Raw genomic sequence first — 21603 nt, forward strand, 5'->3', positions numbered from 1 at the left:
TTGCGCCGGGAGATGTCGGCGCATCATTAATAGCATTAACCGTTACCGAAACCGTGCCCGTCGTCCTTCCACCCTGGCCATCAGAGACAGTGTATGTAAAACTATCAGACCCGCTATAATTTGGGTTCGGTGTGTAAATAAATGAGCCATCTGGCTTCACAATTGCTGTCCCCCCTTTGCCGTCCGAAGCGAGGGAGAAACTTAGAGTATCTTTTTCTATATCCGTTGCTGATAGAACTCCACTGACAGAAGAGTCCTCTGAAACTGACAACTCTACCCCGGCAGAAATGGGAGCATCATTGATTGCCGTCACATCTAATGTAACAGCCCCAGTCGCTGTACCGCCATTACCATCACTGACCAGGTATGTGAAACTATCGGAGCCATTATAATTGGCGTTGGGTCTATAACTATATGAGCCATCCTTATTAACATCCACAAATCCATTAGTGGGCTCATTGGCCAAGCTAAAAGTAAGACTGTCACCGTCGATATCAGTCGCAGTAATTAACCCGTTAATAACTGTGTCTTCAGCGCCAGCAGCAGAATGATCTTGCCCTATCGGGGTGTCGTTAACTGATGTTACAGTAATACCTACCGTCGCACTGGCAGTTCCCCCCTGCCCGTCGGACACTGTGTACGTAAAGGTATCACGGCCATTAAAATCCGCGTCTGGCCGGTAAGTAATTCTATCACCCACGAGAGAAACGGTTCCATTGCTCGCTACCCCCACCCCATCGAGCGATAAACTACCACCGTCTATATCAAAATCATTTGTCAGAAGGTCGGAAGCAGAAAGAGAGATAGACCCATCTTCTAAAACACTAGTCTGCTCACCAAATAAAATTGGTAAGAATGTGCCATTTTCATACACGGCCGTAATGTCGGAAAAGGATATACTCTCAATACTATCTAATTGATCAATCCCATCCCCTACCTTTTTATGAGCTACAGTAATGGCATTACTTGAAGAGGACACAGAATAGTCTGAGAATTTACCTTCGTAGCTTGCCGTGTCTGTTCCCTCACCACCAATGAGAAAATCATTACCCGCTCCTCCGATGAGCCGGTCGTCTCCGTCAGCCGCCACGATGATATCATCACCGGCACCGCCGTTAAGTGTATCATTGCCGCCACCTCCCGCAAGCCAGTCATTGCCGTTCGAGGCAACCAGGGTCGTCCCATCCTCACTTGCCTCAAGTACTTTGCCGGTTAAATTAGCAACGTCTAGTGCTGTCCCATCCTCGAAAGAAAACAGTTCAATACGATCTAGGGCGTCTCCCCAATTGATGATTTTTATTATATCTGCTGAATTTGAACTGTTTTCGCCAGCTTCGCCTCCAATGCCCTGAACTGTAATTTGCAAGGCACCGTCAACGAACTGAAGGCTCAGATCATCAGGTCTAATGCCATCGCCAAAAGATAATTCGTCCTTACCCCCATTTGCGCTTGTATCGATTAATTGACTGAACCGCTCACGTATGCGCTCGGTTTCAATCCCGCCCTCTCCATCTGATACTGAATAGGTTACCCATCGCCACTGCGAAATAATTTTCGTTGTTCCAAAATAATCGGCAATTATATCCTGTCCATCACCGCGATTAAAACGGTACGTATCATCTCCAGCGCCACCTTCAACTCTATCATTGCCACGGCCCCCGGATATAAACTCGTTTTTTTGCCCACCCTTAATTTTGTCGTCCCCGCCACCGGCGTAAAATCTTTCAATGCTGAGCCTTCCAATATCCAGATCAATATCGCTGTCATCGGTCAATATTGCCGTATCTGTTCCAGCCCCGCCTGAAAGTTTGTCGTAGCTATCTCCTATTAAGACATCGTCTCCCGCACCTCCAGAAAGGATATCGGACCCGCCACCACCGATGATTAGGTCATCACCGCCACCGCCGACGAATATATCATTGTTATCTCCACCAAAAATGGTATCGCCGTCACCCGAGGACGGAAGCGTTACACCAGATGGCAACACGACGACTGGCAAAGAACGAACTGCTGTCGCAGTATCATCATTTGAACTTTCTCTGGAATTAGCTGTTACTGTGAGTTCAAAACCCGCTCCAGCATTATCGGGAATAGTGAGCGTAAGGTTACTAATTTCCGATAGCGCCAAAGACCATCTTCCACCACCAAGATCAGTCCCGCTGGATAGCGCCACACCCTCGGGCACGCCACCAATCTCAATCGGCCCCAAAATTTCAGAACCGTCCGTGTCACTCAGGGCAGCGGCTATATTGAGTTTAACCGTATCCCCAATTTCACCACTCGCGGGCGCAGTCGTGATTTCTGGCGCGTCAGCAATTGCGTTAACATTAATACTTAATGAAGCGGTGTCGAGCCCGCCTCTACCATCAGATACGGTATAGGAAAAGTTATCCAAACCACTGAAATTACTATTCGGCAGATAGAAATACGTTCCATCCGGATTAATGGTAACAACCCCGTTACTAGGTCCCTGCTTCAAAGAATACTTAAGAACGTCTCCGTCAATATCCGTTGCTCTTAATGAGCCCGAAAGTGCTGCATCCTCAAGCCCATTCGCAACGCTATCCAATGCAACGGGAGCATCGTTTATGTTAACAATGGTGAGTGATACTTTACCGAGCGTAGACCCACCATTCCCATCAGAAACTCTGTAAGTGAACTCGTCAGAGCCATAATAATTTGCATTAGGCGTGTAAACATAGGCCCCATTATTCGCGACACTTATCGACCCATATTTAGGTTGAGTGTGAAGGCTATAATTCAGCTGGTCACCATCTACGTCCGTAGCGGCCAAAATACCCGACCAGGATGTATCCTCATCAAGAGTAACGGCGGTTGCTGGTGCTATGGGAGTATCATTAACGGCGGATACCGTCACAGAAACGCTCCCCTCGCTCACACCTCCCTGCCCGTCAGAGACCGAATACGAAAAACTATCACGCCCGTTGTAATTTGCCCTCGGAGAATATGTGACCACACCATCAACGAGGGAAACAGAACCGTTCTCGCCTCCTGAAACGGCTGTAACAGTTAACGTATCACCATCTAAATCAGTGTCATTAGCTATCAGCTCACTAGCCTGGAAAGAGAGCGGTGTATCCTCTGTGACTGTTATGCTGTCAGGATTTGCCTCTGGGGCTGCATCATTTACAGGGGTGACCTCAATTGCGACGTCACCTGTATCAATAGCCCCATTTGCATCGGTAACTGTGAAGCGAAAGCTATCTGAGCCATAGTAATTTTCGTCGGGCGTATATGTATAAGTCCCGTTAGCATTTATTACCGCCTTGCCATTTGCAGGAAGACTGGATAGCGAAAAAACTAATTCCTCAAATGAGTTATCTAGGTCAGTAGCCTTCAGCGTACCTTCGAACACGGAATCTTCTTCTAAACTAATTTTGGCAACCTCTGCCACAGGAGCATCATTGATGCCAGTAACACGAAGTGCCGCAGTTTGCTGAACAACCGTTGTCCCATCATCAACTGAATAAATAAAACTTAGGTCGCGACTGGCTCCTTCGGACAGGTCATCAAATTCCTTGCCAGGGTCGAAGTTATAGGAACCATCTTCATTAATCGTTAAAGTTCCTTTAGCGGGAGCACTTACCAGACTAAAGGTTAAAGTATCGCCATCCGGGTCTGTTGCCCGAAGAAACCCGTTTGAGGGATTATCCTCATCGCCTGAAATCAATGTTGTTATGGGCTGTGGTGGATCGCTCTTCCCAGGCGCTTCAATGGTTTGATCCGCGAAACGCAAGAACTCAAAACCGCTGAGGGTATCAGTGCCATCGCGTCCCCTATTATCGATTATGCTGCCGTTACCAATCGTGTAGTTCGCTCTGTTGCCGCTATATATTGCGGTATCGGTTCCTGCTCCCCCGACAAGTGTATCATCGCCTCGCCCACCCAAAATGACATTGTCTGAAGAATTACCTGTGATAATGTCGTTACCGTCGCCGCTATACACATTTTCAATTGTGGAACCTGCACCAATTTTAAAATTGGCGTCAGCAATCGATCCCGGGCCACCAGTAAGATCAACTACAGCATCGGCCGTGGTCGCTGCGAGATTTATAGTGTCAGTGCCTTCACTATCTGACAATAGTCGCCTGGAGGCATCTCCTAGGCCTGAAAAATCTCGGTATTCGTTTGTGTATACATACAAATCGTCGTTATCTAAAACATCGCCGTATAAATTTATCCCCCAACTATTAAGATTTCCCCCAATCCCATTCCTGACCTCGTCACTGATGGAGATAGTCCAATCACCGATGCCCGTCTCACCCCAAAATTGGCGGCTTGTAAAACGATGTTGTAACCCTGACTTTGATGTATCCGGTCGCCCCATAATTTCGCTTGAGGTTCCATCTGGAGACGTCACTGTGATACGTAAGTCACTTAGTCGCGTACTCGATAAATTCACGAATATTTCTACGTTTTCAATATCAACGCTATTCGTAAAGTTGACTGTGTCACTGATTGCGCTTGCATCCGCAAAACTCAAGCCGCCAGAATAATTGAATCGATGAATTTCATTAGAGCTCACAGATTGCTCTTGCCACGTCTCAGCAAGTCGGACCGCCGCCCTTGCATCAACCAGCCCCATGCCATTTTCGAGACTGATGTGGAGCCCACCCCCATTCCAATCTTTGGCATTATTCCAATCCCATGTATTGTCGTAGGGATCATTTTTTACTGCTGAGTAGGCCAATATCTCCTGAACGTCGCGATAGCCCAAATCAGGATTGGCTTCAAGCATAAGGGCCACGACGCCCGCGGTTGCTGGCGCCGAAAAAGAGGTGCCGTTAATAGTAACATAATCCGAAGAAGTATAGCCCATACTGCCAACCCGATCTGTTGTCAGCACGTTACGCCCCGGAGCCGTCACCAAAACACTCGACCCCCTGCTTGTAAAATAAGCATCCCGGCCGCCGCTATCAGTTGCGCCAACCGTAATTACCCTTCGATTCCCACTTACTGCATTATATTCTGGACGCGCATCTATACTGCGTGAGTTGCCAGCAGAAAATGTAATAACTTGCCCAAGACCATCGCGGTGATTGGTGACAGCATCTACAATTTGATTCTCATAGTTTCTCCAATACCCGCCCTGAGAGAGAGAAAAGAAAGCCCAAGAGGGTGAAGGGCCCCAGCTATTATTAGAGATATCCGTTGGTGTGTCATAAAACCCTAGCCAACGGTAACCAGCGATAGTGGCACCATGCGCGACGCCAACCACCCCGATCCCGTTGTTTGCCTCAGCAGCAACCATACCGGCGACAGCAGTACCGTGATTGTCATATGTTTCAGGATAAGCATCATTATCCCGGTTAGAAAAATCATAATCTATCGATGTGTCATAATTATCATTTAGGTCGGGATGGGTATGCTCCACACCGGTATCGTTGATACCAACACTCACGCCGCGACCAGTGTAATCATTCCAAACATCGACAACGTTCAGTGCCGAGTGATGCCATTGCTGGCCGAATAATGGATCATTAGGAAGTGCATTAACTTCCACACGGCCGGTGCCTTCCGTTCCATCAGGCTCGATAACATGAAATTCAAACATTGAGGGTGAGCTAATAGGATCATTTTGAGTTGCCAAGTCGAATAACACCTGCTCTGCGCCAGCCCTGCCAACAAGCTTTGCCTCGCCCCCTCTTACCTCTGTGACAGAAACAATCTCACCATCGAAAGGCGCATCAGTGCCGATTAAATCAGCACGACTAAATTGCAAACGATTTGGCACAGCCGCATCAAATAACTCCTCTGATTTGAAATTTCTCCCATGAAGCCTTTGATTATTTTGTTGCGAATTTTCATAAATACTTTTGGGAGAAAGATTTTGTTTGTCTACAATGAGATTTTCTGTCCCTTCCAACGGTTTAAACGCCGTCACCCCCTGTCCCATCAAAGAGCCAGTTGGGCCATCGGAACGCAGGTCCTGAATGACATCAAATGGAGTGCGTGACAGAGCATCCCATTCATCCAATCGCAATTGATCCAGCACTAAAGGTTTATGATTGTGTGTGTTTGCCATACCTTACTTCAATATTTCCACGCGTCGACCATCATCATCAGCTTGGATATATTTAACAACCTGATCCTTAAACACGTTTTCTTTGAGATCTTTGAGCATATCATCTCCCCCACCGAAGGGAGCGATAACATCAATTATCCAGAAATTTTTTCCTCTAGTCCACTCGTTGGGCGCTAATTTGACCGAACCGTTAATAATCCGGGCTTCCACCTCATCATTAAGCGAAGCCCAACTTATAAATCCAACAGGCACATTATTTCTGCGAAATAGACGAAATTGTTTTGCCAAAATAGGTGGCACTACAAGCCATTCGAAATCGGTTACAAACAGGTGTTTATGTGCGCTTGAAGATAGCATTAACCAGACAGCGGCGCCCAACAAGGCAGATGGGTCGCTAGAATTATCTTGGCCAGAACCACTACTGCGCATTTCATCGGAGCTAGACGCACCTGATGTTACTACAGACGACACCTCTTCTGAAATGCGGCTGTCATAGGCACCATCTGTGCTATCTTTAGCTAAACCGCTTACAACCGTTTTTTCTATGCCGATTTTATTTACGACGTTTTTATTATTTTGTGTCATTCGTCGGAAGCCATCATACTGTTTCTCCAGTGTCTGGCCCTGCCCCCGATACACCTCTAATATAGCGCAAATACAGAGAAATAACAATATGCTGGCGCGGAAGAAAAAGTGCCACAACAGAAGGCATCACTTGCTGTCCACACATGCCCTTTAGCGTAACATCCAACTACGTAATAATGATGTAACTTCGTGCGGATGCTCCATTGTAGGAAGATGCCCGCAGTGGCCTATCACCTTCAACTCAGCACCTGGAATTAGTTTCGCAAGCTCTTCATGCTGACTGAGGTTCGTCAGCAAATCCTCACGCCCACAAATAACTATTGTGGGAACTTTTATTAAATGAAGATTTTTTCGACTATCAGAGCGCGACATAATTGCTTTTTGTTGCCTGACAAAGCAATCTTTGCCAACTCTGGCCGCCATTTTTACAACTCTATTGCACAGCACAGAATCATTTAGCTGGCTTTCATGCAGGAGCATGGGTAAAAGGCGCGGAGAAACACCTTTAAATTTTCCTTTTTCAGCCAGCGCGATTAATCCTCTGCGTATTCTGCTTTTTTCAGCGTCATCTTGCTGAGCGTTTGTGCTTAAGAGTGCCAACTTCGTGACACGCTCGGGTGCCTGACGCATTACTTCAAGCGCAACGTAGCCACCCATAGACAATCCAGCCAGCGCAAATTCTGCGGGGGCGTTTGCCAATAACCGAGAAGCCATCCCTATAATGCTATCGTCAGACAAAGTATCAGCCACCGAGATTTTTGTAACATTGGAAAGACTTCTAATCTGGTCAAACCACAAATCTTCATCACAAAGAAGACCCGGCACTAAAACTAATGATGATACGTGGTTCACAGTTTTACTTCCTATCCTAAGCTGCCCCCCAAGAAACCAGATCTAGACAGCCCGTTAAGCAGTTGTTAATCATATCATTATGATTTTAGAAAGTTCGGTGAAATAGGATTACAACGTTTCTGCCGAGCTGTAATGATGATTTCTATGCCTCGACAGGCGTTTAGATTAGATTTTGCCGTTACACCAGAAGTAAGTGGCACCAGTCGTCGCCAGTACCTCTCTTAACAAAACAGGATTAATGAGTTGGGTTTTAAAAAAATATGCCACAAGGTCAGCCATCCGAAAAAATACGGTTCGTATGACCTTTAAAGATTTAAGCTTAAGCGAAGAACTTCTTCGAGCACTGGATGAACGTGGGTACCAAAATCCAACCCCTATTCAGGAGCAGGCTATTCCATACGTGTTGATGGCTCGAGATTTATTAGGTTGTGCTCAGACTGGTACCGGCAAAACGGCGTCTTTTGTATTGCCGATGATAGATATCCTCGATCAAGGCCGTGCCCGCATGCGCATGCCTCGTTCTCTTATCCTTGAGCCTACTCGCGAATTAGCCGCTCAGGTCGCAGAAAATTTTGATCTTTATGGAAAATATCATAAACTTACCAAGGCACTTTTGATCGGCGGGGTAACCTTTGGCGAACAAGACAAATTGCTTGACCGTGGCGTCGACGTATTGATTGCAACCCCTGGTCGCCTTCTCGACCATTTTGAGCGTGGCAACGTCTTGCTCAACGATGTAAAAATTCTTGTTATTGATGAAGCCGATAGAATGCTCGACATGGGGTTCATACCGGACGTAGACAAAATCGTCAGTAAAATTCCACCTCTTAGGCAAACACTTATGTTTTCCGCAACAATGCCGAAGGAGATTAAGAAACTCGCTGAGCAGTTTTTATCCAATCCTAAAGAAGTTGCAGTTAGTCCGCCATCGGCAACTGCTGATACAATTGTGCAGCAAATGGTTATGCTTGATCCAAAACAGAAACGAGAAGCTCTACGTGATATTCTCAGTGGCGCTGAAGTAAAAAATGCACTTATATTTTGTAACCGCAAAAAAGATGTTGGTTTGGTTCACCGGTCATTGATACGCCATGGCTTCAAAGCTGGAGCTCTGCACGGTGATATGGATCAATTTTCACGCACAGAAACATTAGATAAATTCAAAGAGGACAAAATCGAATACCTTGTGTGTTCTGATGTGGCTGCAAGGGGCCTAGATATTCCTGCTATGACACATGTGGTTAATTTTGATGTGCCCATGCATGATGAAGATTATGTTCATCGTATCGGCCGCACAGGTCGCGCAGGGCGCAAAGGTCATGCAATTACATTTGTAACAGAAGAAGAAGGCAAATATCTTGATGCAGTCCAAATAATTGCCAAGGGTGCAATAAAGGAAATTACGCTGGAGGGCATCCGAAACCCCAAACTAGAAAAATTCCAAGATAAACCCTCTAGCAACCACCGTACCCGTAATCAAAACAAACACCGTCCCGCTAATGACAGGTCAGAAACAAAAAAGAGTGCAAGTAAAAACCACTCGTCAAGAAAACAATCTGAACCAACTTTAAAAGAAAAGGATCCTCCACCTGAAACCATAAAAGGGTTTGGCGATGAAACTCCTGCTTTTCTTCGCACTACTGTAGAAACTTGATTGTCTGTTAACTACGCTTTTCAATCAAAACATTTTCCCTGATCAATTTATCGATTTCCTCATCAGACAACCCATACTCTTTCAGGATTCCTCGTCCATGAACACCAAATTTTGGAGGTGGAGTGGTAATAGCTCCAGGAGTTCGACCGAACTTGATCGGAATGCCTGCTCCGCGCCACCAATCACAATGCACATTCATTTTGCGATGCTTGGTATGTTCTGCATCCATTACCTGAGCCGTATTTAATATGGGGCCTGCTGGAACACCCGCACGCATGAGTCGGCCACAGAGCGCTTCGCCATCCTCTTTGATGATTATGTCCGACAAAAGTTTGGTAAGTACTTCACGATGCTCGTTTCGAGATTTACTCGTAGCAAACCTATGATCTAGGGCAATTTCGTGAGCCTCGATTGCAGAACATAGTCGCTTGAACGCCCTATCATTACCTGCTCCTATAAAAATATCTACCGTCTTGGTATGAAAACGATCATATGGCGATATATTAGGATGAGCATTGCCGGTTGGCACAGGGGTCTCATTTGACAACATGTAGTTTGGGATATGTGGATGCATCAGGGACACTGCGCAATCATAAAGGGTCATATCAATAAACTGACCAATCCCTGATTGCTCACGCTCTCGCAGAGCCATTAAAATTCCGATTACCGAGTAGAGGCCTGTCCCCATATCTACCATTGGGATACCTATTCGTGTTGGACCACTTTCAGAGTCACCGTTTACACTAAACCAACCCGCGTACGCTTGAACAATAGCGTCATAGCCAGGGAGTCCCCCAAGAGGACCATCAGCGCCGTACCCAGAAATCCTGCAATGAATCAACTTGGGAAACTTCGCTTGCAACACCTCTTCGTAACCTAAATGCCATTTTTCAAGCGTACCAGTCTTAAGGTTTTCGATTAATACATCTGCATCCTCAAGCAACCGAAACAAAACATCGCGCCCATTATTTTTTGACAAATCGAGAGCCAGAGAACGTTTGTTACGATTTAGTCCTAAAAAATATGAGGCATTACCCTCGAAAAATGGCGGCCCCCAATCGCGCACCTCATCGCCCTGAGGTGGCTCAATTTTAATAACGCAAGCACCATGATCGGCCAAGATTTGAGTCGCATAAGGCCCCCCTAATACGCGGGTTAAATCAATAACTTTCAAGCCGGCCAGAGCACCGGCAGTCTCTTCGGTCAAACTCACATCTCCTTTTTCAAGCACATAACCTCAATATCTAACCAAAAACTCGCTCTACGAAAGTGGGGTAGGTCGCAGCTAATTGATCCGCAACTGAACCACGCAAACAATTCAGCAAATCAATGCCTGGGAGCGGGGTTTCTGGAATATTGTCGGGACAAATAAACTCGAACCCAGTATTTTCTTTCACACTTTGGATGGTTTCGCCAGGGTGTAAGCTCGCCAGAACAAAACTTCTTTCTGCACTATTAAATTTCATTACACAACGCCCCGTAACTAGCGCGTACGGCCCCCCCGGCCTGTGGACGAGAGGCTCCGAACCTCCAGCAGCGCTTATAAAGTCGACTTTATCAACAAAGACACGAGATGTATGTTCCTCCCTAAATAAGATTACGCGAGGAACTACGTAATACAGATAGGCCGAACCGAATGACCCTGGAAATCGAACGCTCATTTGAGGGTAGTCGCCAATACCGACAAGATTTACATTCGCCTCTCCATCTATTTGCCCACCGCTTAGAAAAAAAGCATCAATACGCCCCTGCCCGGCAAGGTCAAATAATTCTCTCCCTCCATCTGTAAAGGTATATCGTTGGGTATTACCAAGAATGCTAACTCGAACTTGACCTTTCGATCTCCTGCGCATCAACATAGCGGCAGCGGCAGGTATCGGCGATGAAGCGCCAACCGCAACGTGTTTTATGCCTTGCAGGAGCGGCAATATAGAAAAAATGACGATTTCTTCGACTTTAAGCATGTCTGTCACGCCCCAGCTATCCGCGTGTATACATGCTCTACCAAGTATTTTTGAAATCCTGTTGTACTCGATGCCATCTCAAAATATTTACGGATATGGCGGACGTCACGAACATAATGATTAGGGAGCGCAATTGGCCACGCCCCTCTTTCTGCTTCCGCGATTCCTGTAATGTAAATCGCTGGGATTGTACCAGCTGCATACTTTTCATCGTCCAATAAATTTCCATTAAAAAAGCGCTCATACGATACAAATGTTTCAGTGGAAGCATGAGCTAACGTCATCAATTCCTTATGTACACCAATCCAAACATTACCTTCCTTATCTGCCAACGGCGAATGAAATAATGCCACATCGGGCTTTAAGGCAGGCAACAAAACAATAGGGTCATTGGATTGATGAAAAGGATTATCTATCACAGTCCAGTCGGATCGATTTTTCAAGAGGTCAGTGCCCAATACTCCTCGCATCGGCATGAAGGGCACTCCTTTTTCTGACGCCTGCAGTGCACCATGGATCGCTGGACAGGTAGCATCTAAAATTTTTATACTCCCCGTTCTTATCGCTTCAGAGAAGCGCGGAGCAAGCCCCTCCTCACCAAGTGTCACAGCTGCACACTCAACTTTAGAAACTGCGTTTATCCCTATTAATAGATCTGCTTGTAAACCGAGAGCCGGAACACCGATTAAATGAAGATCTCTGGGGGAGTGGTTTACAAGCGCCCGAACCGCTGCCAACGCACAGCCACATCCATTGTATTCAGGAGCCAAAGCTAATTTAGAACCGTCAGGAATTGATTCCGCTATTTCATTTAATGATTTGAATACCGATGTCATAATAAAACCCTAGCAACTTTAGGAACAGCGGGATAGGCCTGTCTACCTCGTTATTTCGGAGAAGCACTATTGCCACAAGTGCTAAGTTTTTATAACTATACAGTTATGAAACTTTCACGTTCAATTTTATCTATCCTTCTAATCGCGACATTTCTTGTCTTGGATACGACAAAAGTAGATGCCACTGAAAATAATTCTCATAAAAAATATATAGGTTCAGAAAAAAATAACGTTCCTCATGGAAAGGGAACCATGACGTGGCACGACGGGCGCAAGTATTCTGGTGAATGGAGAAATGGCAAACGCCATGGTTATGGCACCTACCACTGGCCCGGCGGCGAGGTATACCGTGGCCAATGGCAAAATAATTTGTGGCATGGCCAGGGGACCTATTCCAAGCCTAACGGAACTATTATGACCGGCAAATGGCAAGAGGGAAGTTTCTGGAATGTGATATCAATTGGGCCTGATAACGAGCGGCTTGAATGGAAGAATGGTATTCCTACTAATGCAGATGAACTTTGCCCCTGCAAGCCATAGTCAGACAAAACTTCTAACTTTTTAAAAGACACCCATATCGAGTCCTATTGCAACTGCAACACCTAAGTCATGACATTTCTCGACGAAGGAATCGTCCCAATCTCCATGACAGATAAGTGGCTGTTGAACTGGCCTCCATCGAAGTCCTTTAGTAATGCTCTCTACTGCGCGGCGAGTACCTGTACCATCATGAACCGCACGGATAAATAAACCGTAGGGAAGACCCTGTTTTCTTTCAAGCACTGGGTAATAACAGCGATCAAAAAAGTCTTTAAGTGCTCCAGACATATAACCCAGATTTTCCGTTGTTCCTAGTATTATAGCGTCGCATGCTAAAACGTCTTCGGGCTGGGTATTGAATGGGCTCAACATATCGACGGTTACGGAGAGTTGGGTATCGCTTTTTGCGCCTTTTCCAACAGCCGCAAACAACCGCTGAGTATTTTCTGAGGGTGCGTGCGCTACAACTAGCAGTTTTTTCTTGCCCATGCCCTATCATCATTAACTTAAAAAGTTACGTGCAAGATTACGAATTTATCAACAACTGATCCAGCTTATTGACAAACAAAAAATAACAAAGATTTACGTTTTGTACTCTTCTTGCAACCAACAGCGCTATTAAACGCCTGCTTTATAAAAACTGACATTATTGTGCAATAATATTTTAGTATATGCGTTTAACTGGAACCATTGGGTCTCAGGATCTACCATTGAAAGAAAATATGAAGGATCAAATGATGGTAAAAAGTTCAGTAATACCCACCTCCATCATAGAGACAGCCAAGGGGAAACTCGAGGGCCATATTACAGAGGGTGTTCATACATTTAAGGGCATTCCCTACGGCCGGGCGCCAATAGGGATTCGACGCTGGCGTAGAGCCACTCCCCCCGACAGTTGGACTGGAACAAGAACAGCTTTGACATTCTGCGACCGCGCCCCCCAGATTGATCGTGTCAGACGCAGCGCCAACGCGTGGATCCGCGACCCGGGGCCAAAGAGCGAAAATTGTTTATGCCTCAACATTTACACTGCTGCCGTCAAAGGCACACAACCGGTAATGGTTTACCTTCACGGTGGAGGCTTTCGATATGGGTCGGGTGCTGCCGCTGGGCTTGATGGAACAAGGCTTTCAAAAAACGGGAAAGTGGTTGTTGTCACGCTAAACCATCGGCTTAATATCTTTGGGTTTGCCAACTTTTCTGATTTTGGGGGGCAAGAATTCTCCGATACAACGAATCTTGGCATGTTAGACATAGTCGATGCCCTCACATGGATTAGAGATAATATCAGAGCCTTTGGAGGCGATCCTAATAATGTGACAATATTCGGCCAATCCGGAGGCGGCTGCAAAGTTGCTGCATTAATGGCCATGTCAAGCGCCAAAGGACTATTCCACAAGGCAATAATGCAAAGCTCTTCCGCGCATATGAGGTTGGCGACGTTGGAAGACACCGATCGAGTAACCCACAACGTTATTCGACAGCTTAAGGTCACCGACATGAAAATGCTTCAAGAGCTACCTTGGAAAACAGTATTCGATGGGTATTTGAAAGCGGTTGCGGAAAACTTTGATAATGATTGTTTTCGTCCTTCTGTTGATGGAATCGTTATTGCACACAATCCCTTCGAGAGTGAGTCACTCGATCTTTCTCGAGACATTCCACTAATGATCGGCACTGCTGAGACTGAAAAGAGTTTTTATGATATCATACTACCTCCAGATCAACTTTCTCTGACTGAACAACAGCTTCATGACAAAGTCGCAGCTTTTGTGGGAGTAACAGATGCACGTGGATTAATAAGCAAGTACCGTCAGGGGCGAAAAGAAGAAACTCTGCGCGACATATTCAATCGTATCACATCTGACCAAATGTACCGCCGCAATTGTATAGAAGCAGCCGAGAGGAAGTCGGCCAGTAACGGAAAAAAAGTCTGGCTCTATGAATTTACCTTTCGTATTCCGGCGTTGGGTGGAATCCTTAAATCACCGCACACGATGTGTTTGCCGTTTGTATTCGGAACAACGGATATAGCCAAAAATTTTGTCGGAGCCGGAGCTGGGCAAAACCAATTAACCAAAATCGTGCAAGGGGCCTGGTCGTCCTTTGCACACACTGGTGATCCTAACCATTCCGGAATGCCATCTTGGCCTCCCTATCAAGTCAACACACGGCCAACAATGCTATTTGATAATCCATGCACCGTAGTTGAAAACCCCAAGGCAGATGACCGAACCACTATAATGGCGTGCCCACCATTTATTACAGATCGAATGAACCGCGTGCCGTAACTGGATAACGAAGAACTTTATTCATAATTAGAACTTAATACTGTTGGCATGTAACATTTTTTCTGAAGATACAGCAAGCGCACTGTAAGCAATATGGCTGCCGCAGAAAGTCCTGCAACGAAACCAATCCATAACCCTGTTGCTCCTAGTTCTGTTTTGAACGCAAGTGTCACCCCAAGACCAAGTCCAAAAACCCAATAGCTAAGAGCTGCAATTAGCATGGGCCGGAATGTATCATTGAGCCCTCGTAGCGCACCGGCAATAACAGCTTGGATACCATCAGCTAATTGAAAAAATGCTGCAAATAATAAAAATGAGACAGCAAGTTCCATAACTGGAACGTTAAAAGTAAGACTTTTGTCAATGAAAATTGATGCAAAAGTCTCCGGGATAATCAATATCAACACTGTGGCGGCGCTCATAAAAATTAATGCTACTGCACTAACCATCCAACCTATACGGTAAGTTGTAACAATGTCTTGTCTTCCTACTGCCTGCCCGACCAAAACCGTAGCCGCCTGACCAAGCCCCATTGGGACCATATATGATATATGCGGCAGCTGAATGGCAATCATATGCGCAGCCAATGCAGTAACGCCAAATAGTCCCATTACAAATGCAACGGCAATAAAAAAACCCGCTTCCATTAAACTCATTGCGGCAATGGGGAGACCAATACGAAATATTCTTTTAAAAATTAACCAATCTGGACGGAAAAATTGGGACAGAATTCTATAATTTCGGTAAGGTTTTAGCCGAACTGTTAATACAAATAAAAATCCAAACATAAATACGTTCACCGAAGTTGTTGATATGCCGGCACCGATTAATTCAAGTCTTGGCAATCCGAACTTGCCAAATATCAGGGCATAATCTAAGAACGCATTGAGAAACACACCGGTCAACATTATCCAAAAAGCAACCATTGGCCTGTTTAGTGCTGATACAAAATTACGAAGTACCGTGAACGCAACGGCAAAGGGGAGGCTCCATTTAAGAGTGCTCATGTAAGAATTTGCATGCGGCAAAGCGGCGGCTGGCTGGCCAATTAAAACAAGAAACCATTCTAAGAATGATAAAGCAGCGACGCATGGGAACGTAAGAAAAAAAGCAACCCATAAACCTTGGCGGATCACTCGACGAACCATGTTTTTTTCACCGGCCCCATAATGCTGGGCTGCGAGGGAAGCCGTTGAGGCAGTCAAACCTACACAACTGACATAAATGATAAAATACACCATTAGACTTAGCGTTGCTCCAGCGAGCTCTTTGGAACCTAAGTGCCCTATCATTGCTGTATCGGTAGCAAGCATTGCTACCCAAGCTAGCTGGGTCAGCACTAACGGACATGCAAGTCGAAACATCTCCGATAGTTCTGAAAATAAATGTTGAGGCAAAAACATGACAGACTCAAACCATAGCAATTACTATTCAAAGACGAATGCTGTAGATATTGATCTTCAGCGACTACGATATTGAGATTATTTTATTTTCTAAAAATGTATCGTGGGTGAACGTTATTTATTTTTATTGGATAACTCCCTTAAAGCTTTTAGCGTGGTACGCGTCGATATCATATCCGGATCTATACGGAGTTCTAAGAGGGCTATTTTGCCCGCGCCGATAGCACGCTCAAAAGCTGGAGCAAAATCCTCGGTTCGCTCAACAACCTCACCAAACCCTCCAAAACTCTCCGACCATTTCGCAAAATCTGGATTAGATAACTCTGTCGCAACATCACGTCCCGGGTAATCTCTGTCCTGATGCATACGTATGGTGCCATACATATTATTATTAATTATTATAATTACGGGATCGACACCGTGTTGAACCGCTGCTGCAAATTCTTGCCCCGACATCATTGCACCACCATCGCCCGCAAAGCCAACTACAATTCGATTTGGATAAGTTGCTCGCGCAGCGATAGCGGCTGGTATCCCGTAGCCCATAGCGCCAGATGTCGGCGCAAGCTGCGTCCTATAACGTCTGTAACGATAGAAGCGCTGCGGCCAACCTGAGAAATTCCCAGCATCGTTCGTAAGTATTGCATCTTCTGGGAGAACCTCATTCAAATATCTTATGACCGAATGCATGTCGAGCTTACCCACCATTGGAATTGAAGGCTCCCAATTTGCAAGCTGTTCAGAACGAAGAGTTCTAGTCCATTCAGCCCAAGACGGATTTTTAATCGCTGGCATTTCCATTACTGCACGAGCAAAACTTTCCATAGATGCGACAATTGGTAGTTCTGGAGTGTAAACTCGTCCTAATTCGCCCGGCTCCATGTAAACGTGCACCAACTTCTGTTTTGGTGTAGGTATGTCCAATAATTCGTAAATAGAGGTTGTCATTTCACCCATTCTTGCGCCAACAACAAGTAACAGGTCGGCCTCTTTTATCCGGCTGGCAAGCTTGGGATTTACCGTGGTTCCCAGTTCGCCTGCATAACAACAGTGCTCATTATCAATAAAATCCTGACAGCGAAAAGATGTTGTTACTGGAATTTGATTAGCGATTGCGAATGTTTCAAAATTAGCGCAAGCCTCTGGTGACCATCCGCCGCCTCCAAGCACCGCCAATGGCCTGCTCGCCGCTTCAAGCATGCCTTTAAGAGCCTCTATATCGCTCAAAGCTGCATTCGGGCGGGCAATTTTATAAGGTTTTGCATCAGCGGCTGAGGTGAGATCACGCAGCATATCCTCAGGCAAAGCAACAGCCACTGGACCAGGACGCCCTGACATAGCCCGGTGGAAAGCTTGAGCAACTAATTCTGGAATTCTATCGGCATTGTCAATTTGAACTACCCATTTACAAAGCGCCCCGTAAAATTGGTGATAGTCTACTTCCTGGAAGGCCTCTCTATATTCTTGGCTACGAGCGACCTGCCCTATAAAAATCAACATGGGACTTGAGTCTTGCATGGCGGTATGAACGCCTATAGAAGCATTACAGGCACCTGGCGCCCGAGTAACCATTGCTATTCCTGGCTTACCCGTTAGCTTCGCATATGCATCAGCCATGTTAGTTACACCTCCCTCCTGACGGCAGGTCATAATTTTCATGGTGTTTTGAGCATCATGCATCGCATCGAGGGCAGCTAAATAACTCTCCCCAGGCAGGCAAAATATAGTGTCCACTCCATGAACCCGTAGTTGATCTATTAATATCTGACCACCGGTTCGCAGCTTTTCGTTATCTACAGCCATGCCGTAAACTCCAATCTTTTGTGTCATTACGCATCATTTTTAATGCTATCGTATTTTCTTGTCTTGTTTACGGAACCCTATTTATCGCATTTTACCGCTGAAGATAACCGGAGAATATAATGAAGAAAAATACTACTACCTGCCGCATCTCTGAACTTGAACAGCAATTGGCACATCAGGAAAATACTATCGAGGAATTGAATGGCAGCGTTATTGAACAATGGCAATTGATAAAAAGTCTGGAGGACAAATTACTACACCTCCAGGATCGACTGCTCAGCATAGAGGCTGGGCAATCTTTGAAAGAATTCAAAGATGAGTTGCCACCCCATTATTAATTCTAACCCAAAGAAAGAGTTGTTTGAAGATCTCTTCTTTATCTCCAAAATGACTTTGTAGATAAATTTTTAGCACGGGTGATGCTACTTGCCAGAGAACAGGTAGCGAAAGATTTTGATAAATACGCCATCAAAATTTTTCTCCCAGAGTATCCATGTAAGCATTAATTATACTATTCATGTTGGAAAAGATCATTGACCCTTCAGCTCATACTAATTGTATTCATTCAACTCACATGATTAAAAATATAGCAAGAAAATTTTTAATGACCCAAATGCTGCAGCGCTGACATTATGAGCATCACTGAAAATTATGACAAACGGCTACATCCAATACGCGAGGACGGCTCTTACGCTGAACCAATCGATACAGCCCAAGTGGTAACTGGCCATACCGTATTGCGAGGTTTGCCAAAAAAAAATGCGCCCATCGAAAGTCAATTACTCTACGGTGAACGGGTGGACATTTTTGAAAAATCTGAAAAATTTACGTGGGTAAGGAATAGAACTGACGGATATATCGGGTATGTGGCCTCAAATGCTCTTGATAAAATAATTGCGCCACCCAAGCATCGTGTAAGCGCTCTTAGGACCTTCTTATATCCAAAGCCCGATCTTAAAACTCAGCCATTAGACCTGATTAGCCTGACAAGCACAGTCCATATTAACGAAGAGAAAAATGGTTTTGGCAAAACTCCCCATGGTTGGATTTGGAGTGCCCATTTGTCGCCCATTGATCAATATGAAACCAACCTTACTGCAGTCGCCTGTGCATTTCTGGGCACACCATATTTATGGGGCGGGCGAACTAGCATCGGATTGGATTGTTCCGCACTGGTTCAACTAGCACTGGCTAGCTGTGGCTTGAAATTACCAAGAGATACAGACTTACAAGAAAATGCCTTGCCAGAAGTCGAGGATTGGTCCGGTAATGAAGAAGATCTTATGCCAGGTGACCTTATTTATTGGTCGGGACACGTCGCTCTTTCACTCGGACAGGGGCGCTTAATCCATGCTAACGCTAAGCATATGGCGGTAACAGCAGACATCTTCGAAGAAGTTGTGTCCCGCATACAAAACGAAAATGGAGGCACAATAACTAGCATCCGTCGTTCAACACATTCACCTGAAAATAACTAGGGGATAGATGCCATGAAATACAGTTGTATCCGAAACCAAATAGAAGATGGAGTTTCAATAATTACGTTTAATAGGCCCGATAAATTAGGCGCCATGAATGCGCAAATGATGGCAGAAACCTTACATGCAATGGAAAAAACCTCTGAAAATGAAGACATACGTTGCATAATCTTAACCGGTACAGGTCGTGGTTTTTGTTCTGGACAGGACTTAAATGACCGAATTAAACAAAAAACCGGTAAGAAACGCGATCTGGGCGTCACGCTAGACGAAGGCTACAATAGATTTGCTCGTAAAGTCCGTTCAGTCCGGATACCGATTGTTGTTGCAGTGAATGGAATTGCAGCCGGTGCTGGCTCCAGCATTGCATTATTAGGAGATATCGTTATCGCCGCAAAATCCGCAAGCTTTATTCAAGCTTTCGTCCGCATTGGTTTGGTGCCCGATTGTGGAGGCACCTATGCGCTCCCGAGACTGGTGGGTAGAGCTCGTGCCCTTGGCATGGCATTACTGGGAGACACGATTGATGCAAAAACAGCTGCCGAATGGGGCCTTATATGGAAGGTTAGCGAAGACGAAGACTTAATGGCGGACGCTCTTTTAATCGCTAAAAAACTCGCTTCAGGTCCAACAAAATCCTACGCACTCATCCGCCAGGCAATTGACGCAGCAGATACTAACTCATTTGATGAGCAATTAGACTTTGAAATGCAATGCCAAAGGGCTGCCGGATATACCGAAGACCACGCGGAGGGTGTCAGCGCTTTCATTGAGAAGCGGCCCGCCAGTTTTAAAGGTCAATGATCGATGGTTTGCTTGCAAACCGTTTGGTTTCGTTAACCCGCTACTCAAAGAGCATCTCACCGACAATGAATAGGTCATACCCGTCGTGTGTTGTTTTTTTTCGGGGCACTCAAATGCTTTTCTTTATTTCGGTCCAATCACCAACCTTTGCCCCATCCACAGGCGCCCAAGCAGAAGAGCTCCACCCCCACCGATTGCAGATAAGACAGCCATTAGCCAATAGCTTGCTCCGCCGAATTCAGCGAAAATGTAGCCTGCTAAAGGCAGCGCGATTGCAAAAGCTAACCCCATTGCGATAGCATTAAACAATGCTTGCGCCGAGGCAGCTAATTCCTCAGGTGCAGCTTGCTTTAGGAACTCCATAGCGCCTAGGTATGCCGCACCAAACGTAAATGCATGCAGTAACTGCGCAAACCCAATAATCCAAATGTTTAACGATAGCCCAGTCAATGTCCAACGCAGCACGCCCGCAACAGCAGCAAAAATCATTAGCCCTACCGGCCCGTGACGGCCATTCAATTTTGTCCCGAACCAAAACAAGATTATCTCAGCTATAACTCCTTCGACCCAAAGAAGAGCGATAGTAGTCTTTGAGATACCGTTCTCAATCCAATAGATGGTACCAAAACCATAAAGGATCGCGTGACTAGTCTGCAGAAATGCGATTGTTACGATGAATAGCGCGAAAGTTGGCTGAAAAAGAAGGCGGAAGGTAGCAGTCCAGTGCAGCACCTTAGGTTCAACTCGGGTATCAGGTAAAAACCAACACCCAACCACAATAAAAATGGATAACGTAATTATAGCCCAGAGTATTGCTTCGGAGGAGGTTTTTTCCAGCATTAGGCCCGCGAGTAAAACAGTAATAATAAAACTCGCTGAGCCCCAAAGCCGAACTCGACCATAATCAACTCCGGATCGCTGGGCATTAATTATAGTTAACGAGTCCCCAAGTGGCCCGATAGGTGCCTGGAATGCTGCAACTACGACCCCGATAAAAGCAAACGCCCAAAAGCTGTCTAAGTACAAATAAAGCCAATAAGAGAGAAACATCCCGACAGCAAGAGCAATCATAATTCTGCGGCGCTCACCAAATCGGTCAGCAAAGCGCGCAATCAATGGGCCCGATAAAAACCCAACCCAGAAACGAAGTCCCATTAGCCATCCGATTTCTGGAGTGCTAAACCCACGACCCTCTAGAAAAACTTGCCACCAAGGGAATTGCACACCACCTTTTGCAAAGTTAGCCGTATAATATGCTGCAAGACGCACCGAGATTGCCCGCCTAGATTTATTGTCAGGAATATTTTGTGAGGGTAGTTTTTTTTGCATAAAGAATTACATGCCACT

16 protein-coding genes are annotated in these 21603 nt (G+C 45.6%); 6 read left to right on the forward strand and 10 right to left on the reverse strand.

What is annotated here, in order from left to right:
• From VX941_08640 to VX941_08650, 3 genes are all read right to left on the reverse strand, one after another.
• Positions 1-6046, reverse strand: a 6046-nt coding sequence (locus VX941_08640) for a tandem-95 repeat protein (protein ID MEE2933475.1), incomplete at its 3' end; no start/stop codon positions are given.
• Positions 6047-6049: 3 nt separating this feature from the next.
• The gene (locus VX941_08645) at positions 6050-6631 is read right to left on the reverse strand and encodes a toxin-activating lysine-acyltransferase (protein MEE2933476.1); all 582 of its coding nucleotides are present in this window, start codon (positions 6629-6631) and stop codon (positions 6050-6052) included.
• A 150-nt stretch (positions 6632-6781) separates the two neighbouring features.
• Complete coding sequence (locus VX941_08650) at positions 6782-7483, reverse strand: alpha/beta fold hydrolase (protein MEE2933477.1); 702 nt, start codon at positions 7481-7483, stop codon at positions 6782-6784.
• A gap of 238 nt (positions 7484-7721) precedes the next feature.
• Between VX941_08650 and VX941_08655 the strand changes: the two genes are divergently transcribed.
• Positions 7722-9137, forward strand: a complete 1416-nt coding sequence (locus VX941_08655) for a DEAD/DEAH box helicase (protein MEE2933478.1) — start codon at positions 7722-7724, stop codon at positions 9135-9137.
• Positions 9138-9144: 7 nt separating this feature from the next.
• Here the strand turns inward: VX941_08655 and VX941_08660 are convergent, their stop codons facing one another.
• Genes VX941_08660 through VX941_08670 form a run of 3 tightly spaced genes read right to left on the reverse strand, consistent with a single transcriptional unit; the run spans position 9145 to position 11937 of the window.
• Complete coding sequence (locus VX941_08660) at positions 9145-10344, reverse strand: CoA transferase (protein ID MEE2933479.1); 1200 nt, start codon at positions 10342-10344, stop codon at positions 9145-9147.
• Between the two features lie 37 nt (positions 10345-10381).
• The gene (locus tag VX941_08665) at positions 10382-11101 is read right to left on the reverse strand and encodes a CoA-transferase (GenBank protein ID MEE2933480.1); all 720 of its coding nucleotides are present in this window, start codon (positions 11099-11101) and stop codon (positions 10382-10384) included.
• A gap of 5 nt (positions 11102-11106) precedes the next feature.
• Complete coding sequence (locus tag VX941_08670; protein ID MEE2933481.1) at positions 11107-11937, reverse strand: CoA synthetase; 831 nt, start codon at positions 11935-11937, stop codon at positions 11107-11109.
• Positions 11938-12042: 105 nt separating this feature from the next.
• Here VX941_08670 and VX941_08675 point away from each other — a divergent pair, with 105 nt between their 5' ends.
• Positions 12043-12477 (forward strand): hypothetical protein, encoded by a 435-nt coding sequence (locus VX941_08675; GenBank protein MEE2933482.1) that lies wholly within the window; start codon positions 12043-12045, stop codon positions 12475-12477.
• 21 nt (positions 12478-12498) lie between these two features.
• Here VX941_08675 and VX941_08680 read toward each other — a convergent pair whose 3' ends face one another.
• Complete coding sequence (locus VX941_08680; GenBank protein MEE2933483.1) at positions 12499-12966, reverse strand: flavodoxin family protein; 468 nt, start codon at positions 12964-12966, stop codon at positions 12499-12501.
• 221 nt (positions 12967-13187) lie between these two features.
• On the opposite strand from VX941_08680, the gene VX941_08685 reads away from it, so the two are divergent.
• The gene (locus VX941_08685) at positions 13188-14768 is read left to right on the forward strand and encodes a carboxylesterase family protein (GenBank protein MEE2933484.1); all 1581 of its coding nucleotides are present in this window, start codon (positions 13188-13190) and stop codon (positions 14766-14768) included.
• A 17-nt stretch (positions 14769-14785) separates the two neighbouring features.
• Here VX941_08685 and VX941_08690 read toward each other — a convergent pair whose 3' ends face one another.
• Together VX941_08690 and VX941_08695 are read right to left on the reverse strand one after the other, a co-directional pair.
• Entirely contained in the window at positions 14786-16171 is a 1386-nt protein-coding gene (locus VX941_08690) for an MATE family efflux transporter (protein MEE2933485.1), read from the reverse strand.
• 114 nt (positions 16172-16285) lie between these two features.
• Positions 16286-18001 (reverse strand): thiamine pyrophosphate-binding protein, encoded by a 1716-nt coding sequence (locus tag VX941_08695; GenBank protein MEE2933486.1) that lies wholly within the window; start codon positions 17999-18001, stop codon positions 16286-16288.
• Positions 18002-18093: 92 nt separating this feature from the next.
• On the opposite strand from VX941_08695, the gene VX941_08700 reads away from it, so the two are divergent.
• The 3 genes from VX941_08700 (at position 18094) to VX941_08710 (ending at position 20256) form a co-directional block, all read left to right on the forward strand.
• Positions 18094-18312 (forward strand): SlyX family protein, encoded by a 219-nt coding sequence (locus VX941_08700; GenBank protein ID MEE2933487.1) that lies wholly within the window; start codon positions 18094-18096, stop codon positions 18310-18312.
• A 294-nt stretch (positions 18313-18606) separates the two neighbouring features.
• The gene (locus VX941_08705; GenBank protein ID MEE2933488.1) at positions 18607-19452 is read left to right on the forward strand and encodes a C40 family peptidase; all 846 of its coding nucleotides are present in this window, start codon (positions 18607-18609) and stop codon (positions 19450-19452) included.
• 12 nt (positions 19453-19464) lie between these two features.
• A complete protein-coding gene (locus tag VX941_08710; GenBank protein ID MEE2933489.1) occupies positions 19465-20256 on the forward strand; it encodes an enoyl-CoA hydratase-related protein in 792 nt (263 codons plus the stop codon).
• Between the two features lie 123 nt (positions 20257-20379).
• Here VX941_08710 and VX941_08715 read toward each other — a convergent pair whose 3' ends face one another.
• A complete protein-coding gene (locus VX941_08715) occupies positions 20380-21585 on the reverse strand; it encodes an MFS transporter (protein ID MEE2933490.1) in 1206 nt (401 codons plus the stop codon).
• Positions 21586-21603 lie beyond the last annotated feature (18 nt).

The sequence above is a fragment of the Pseudomonadota bacterium genome (genome assembly GCA_036339585.1).
Lineage (GTDB): Bacteria > Pseudomonadota > Alphaproteobacteria > UBA8366 > UBA8366 > UBA8366.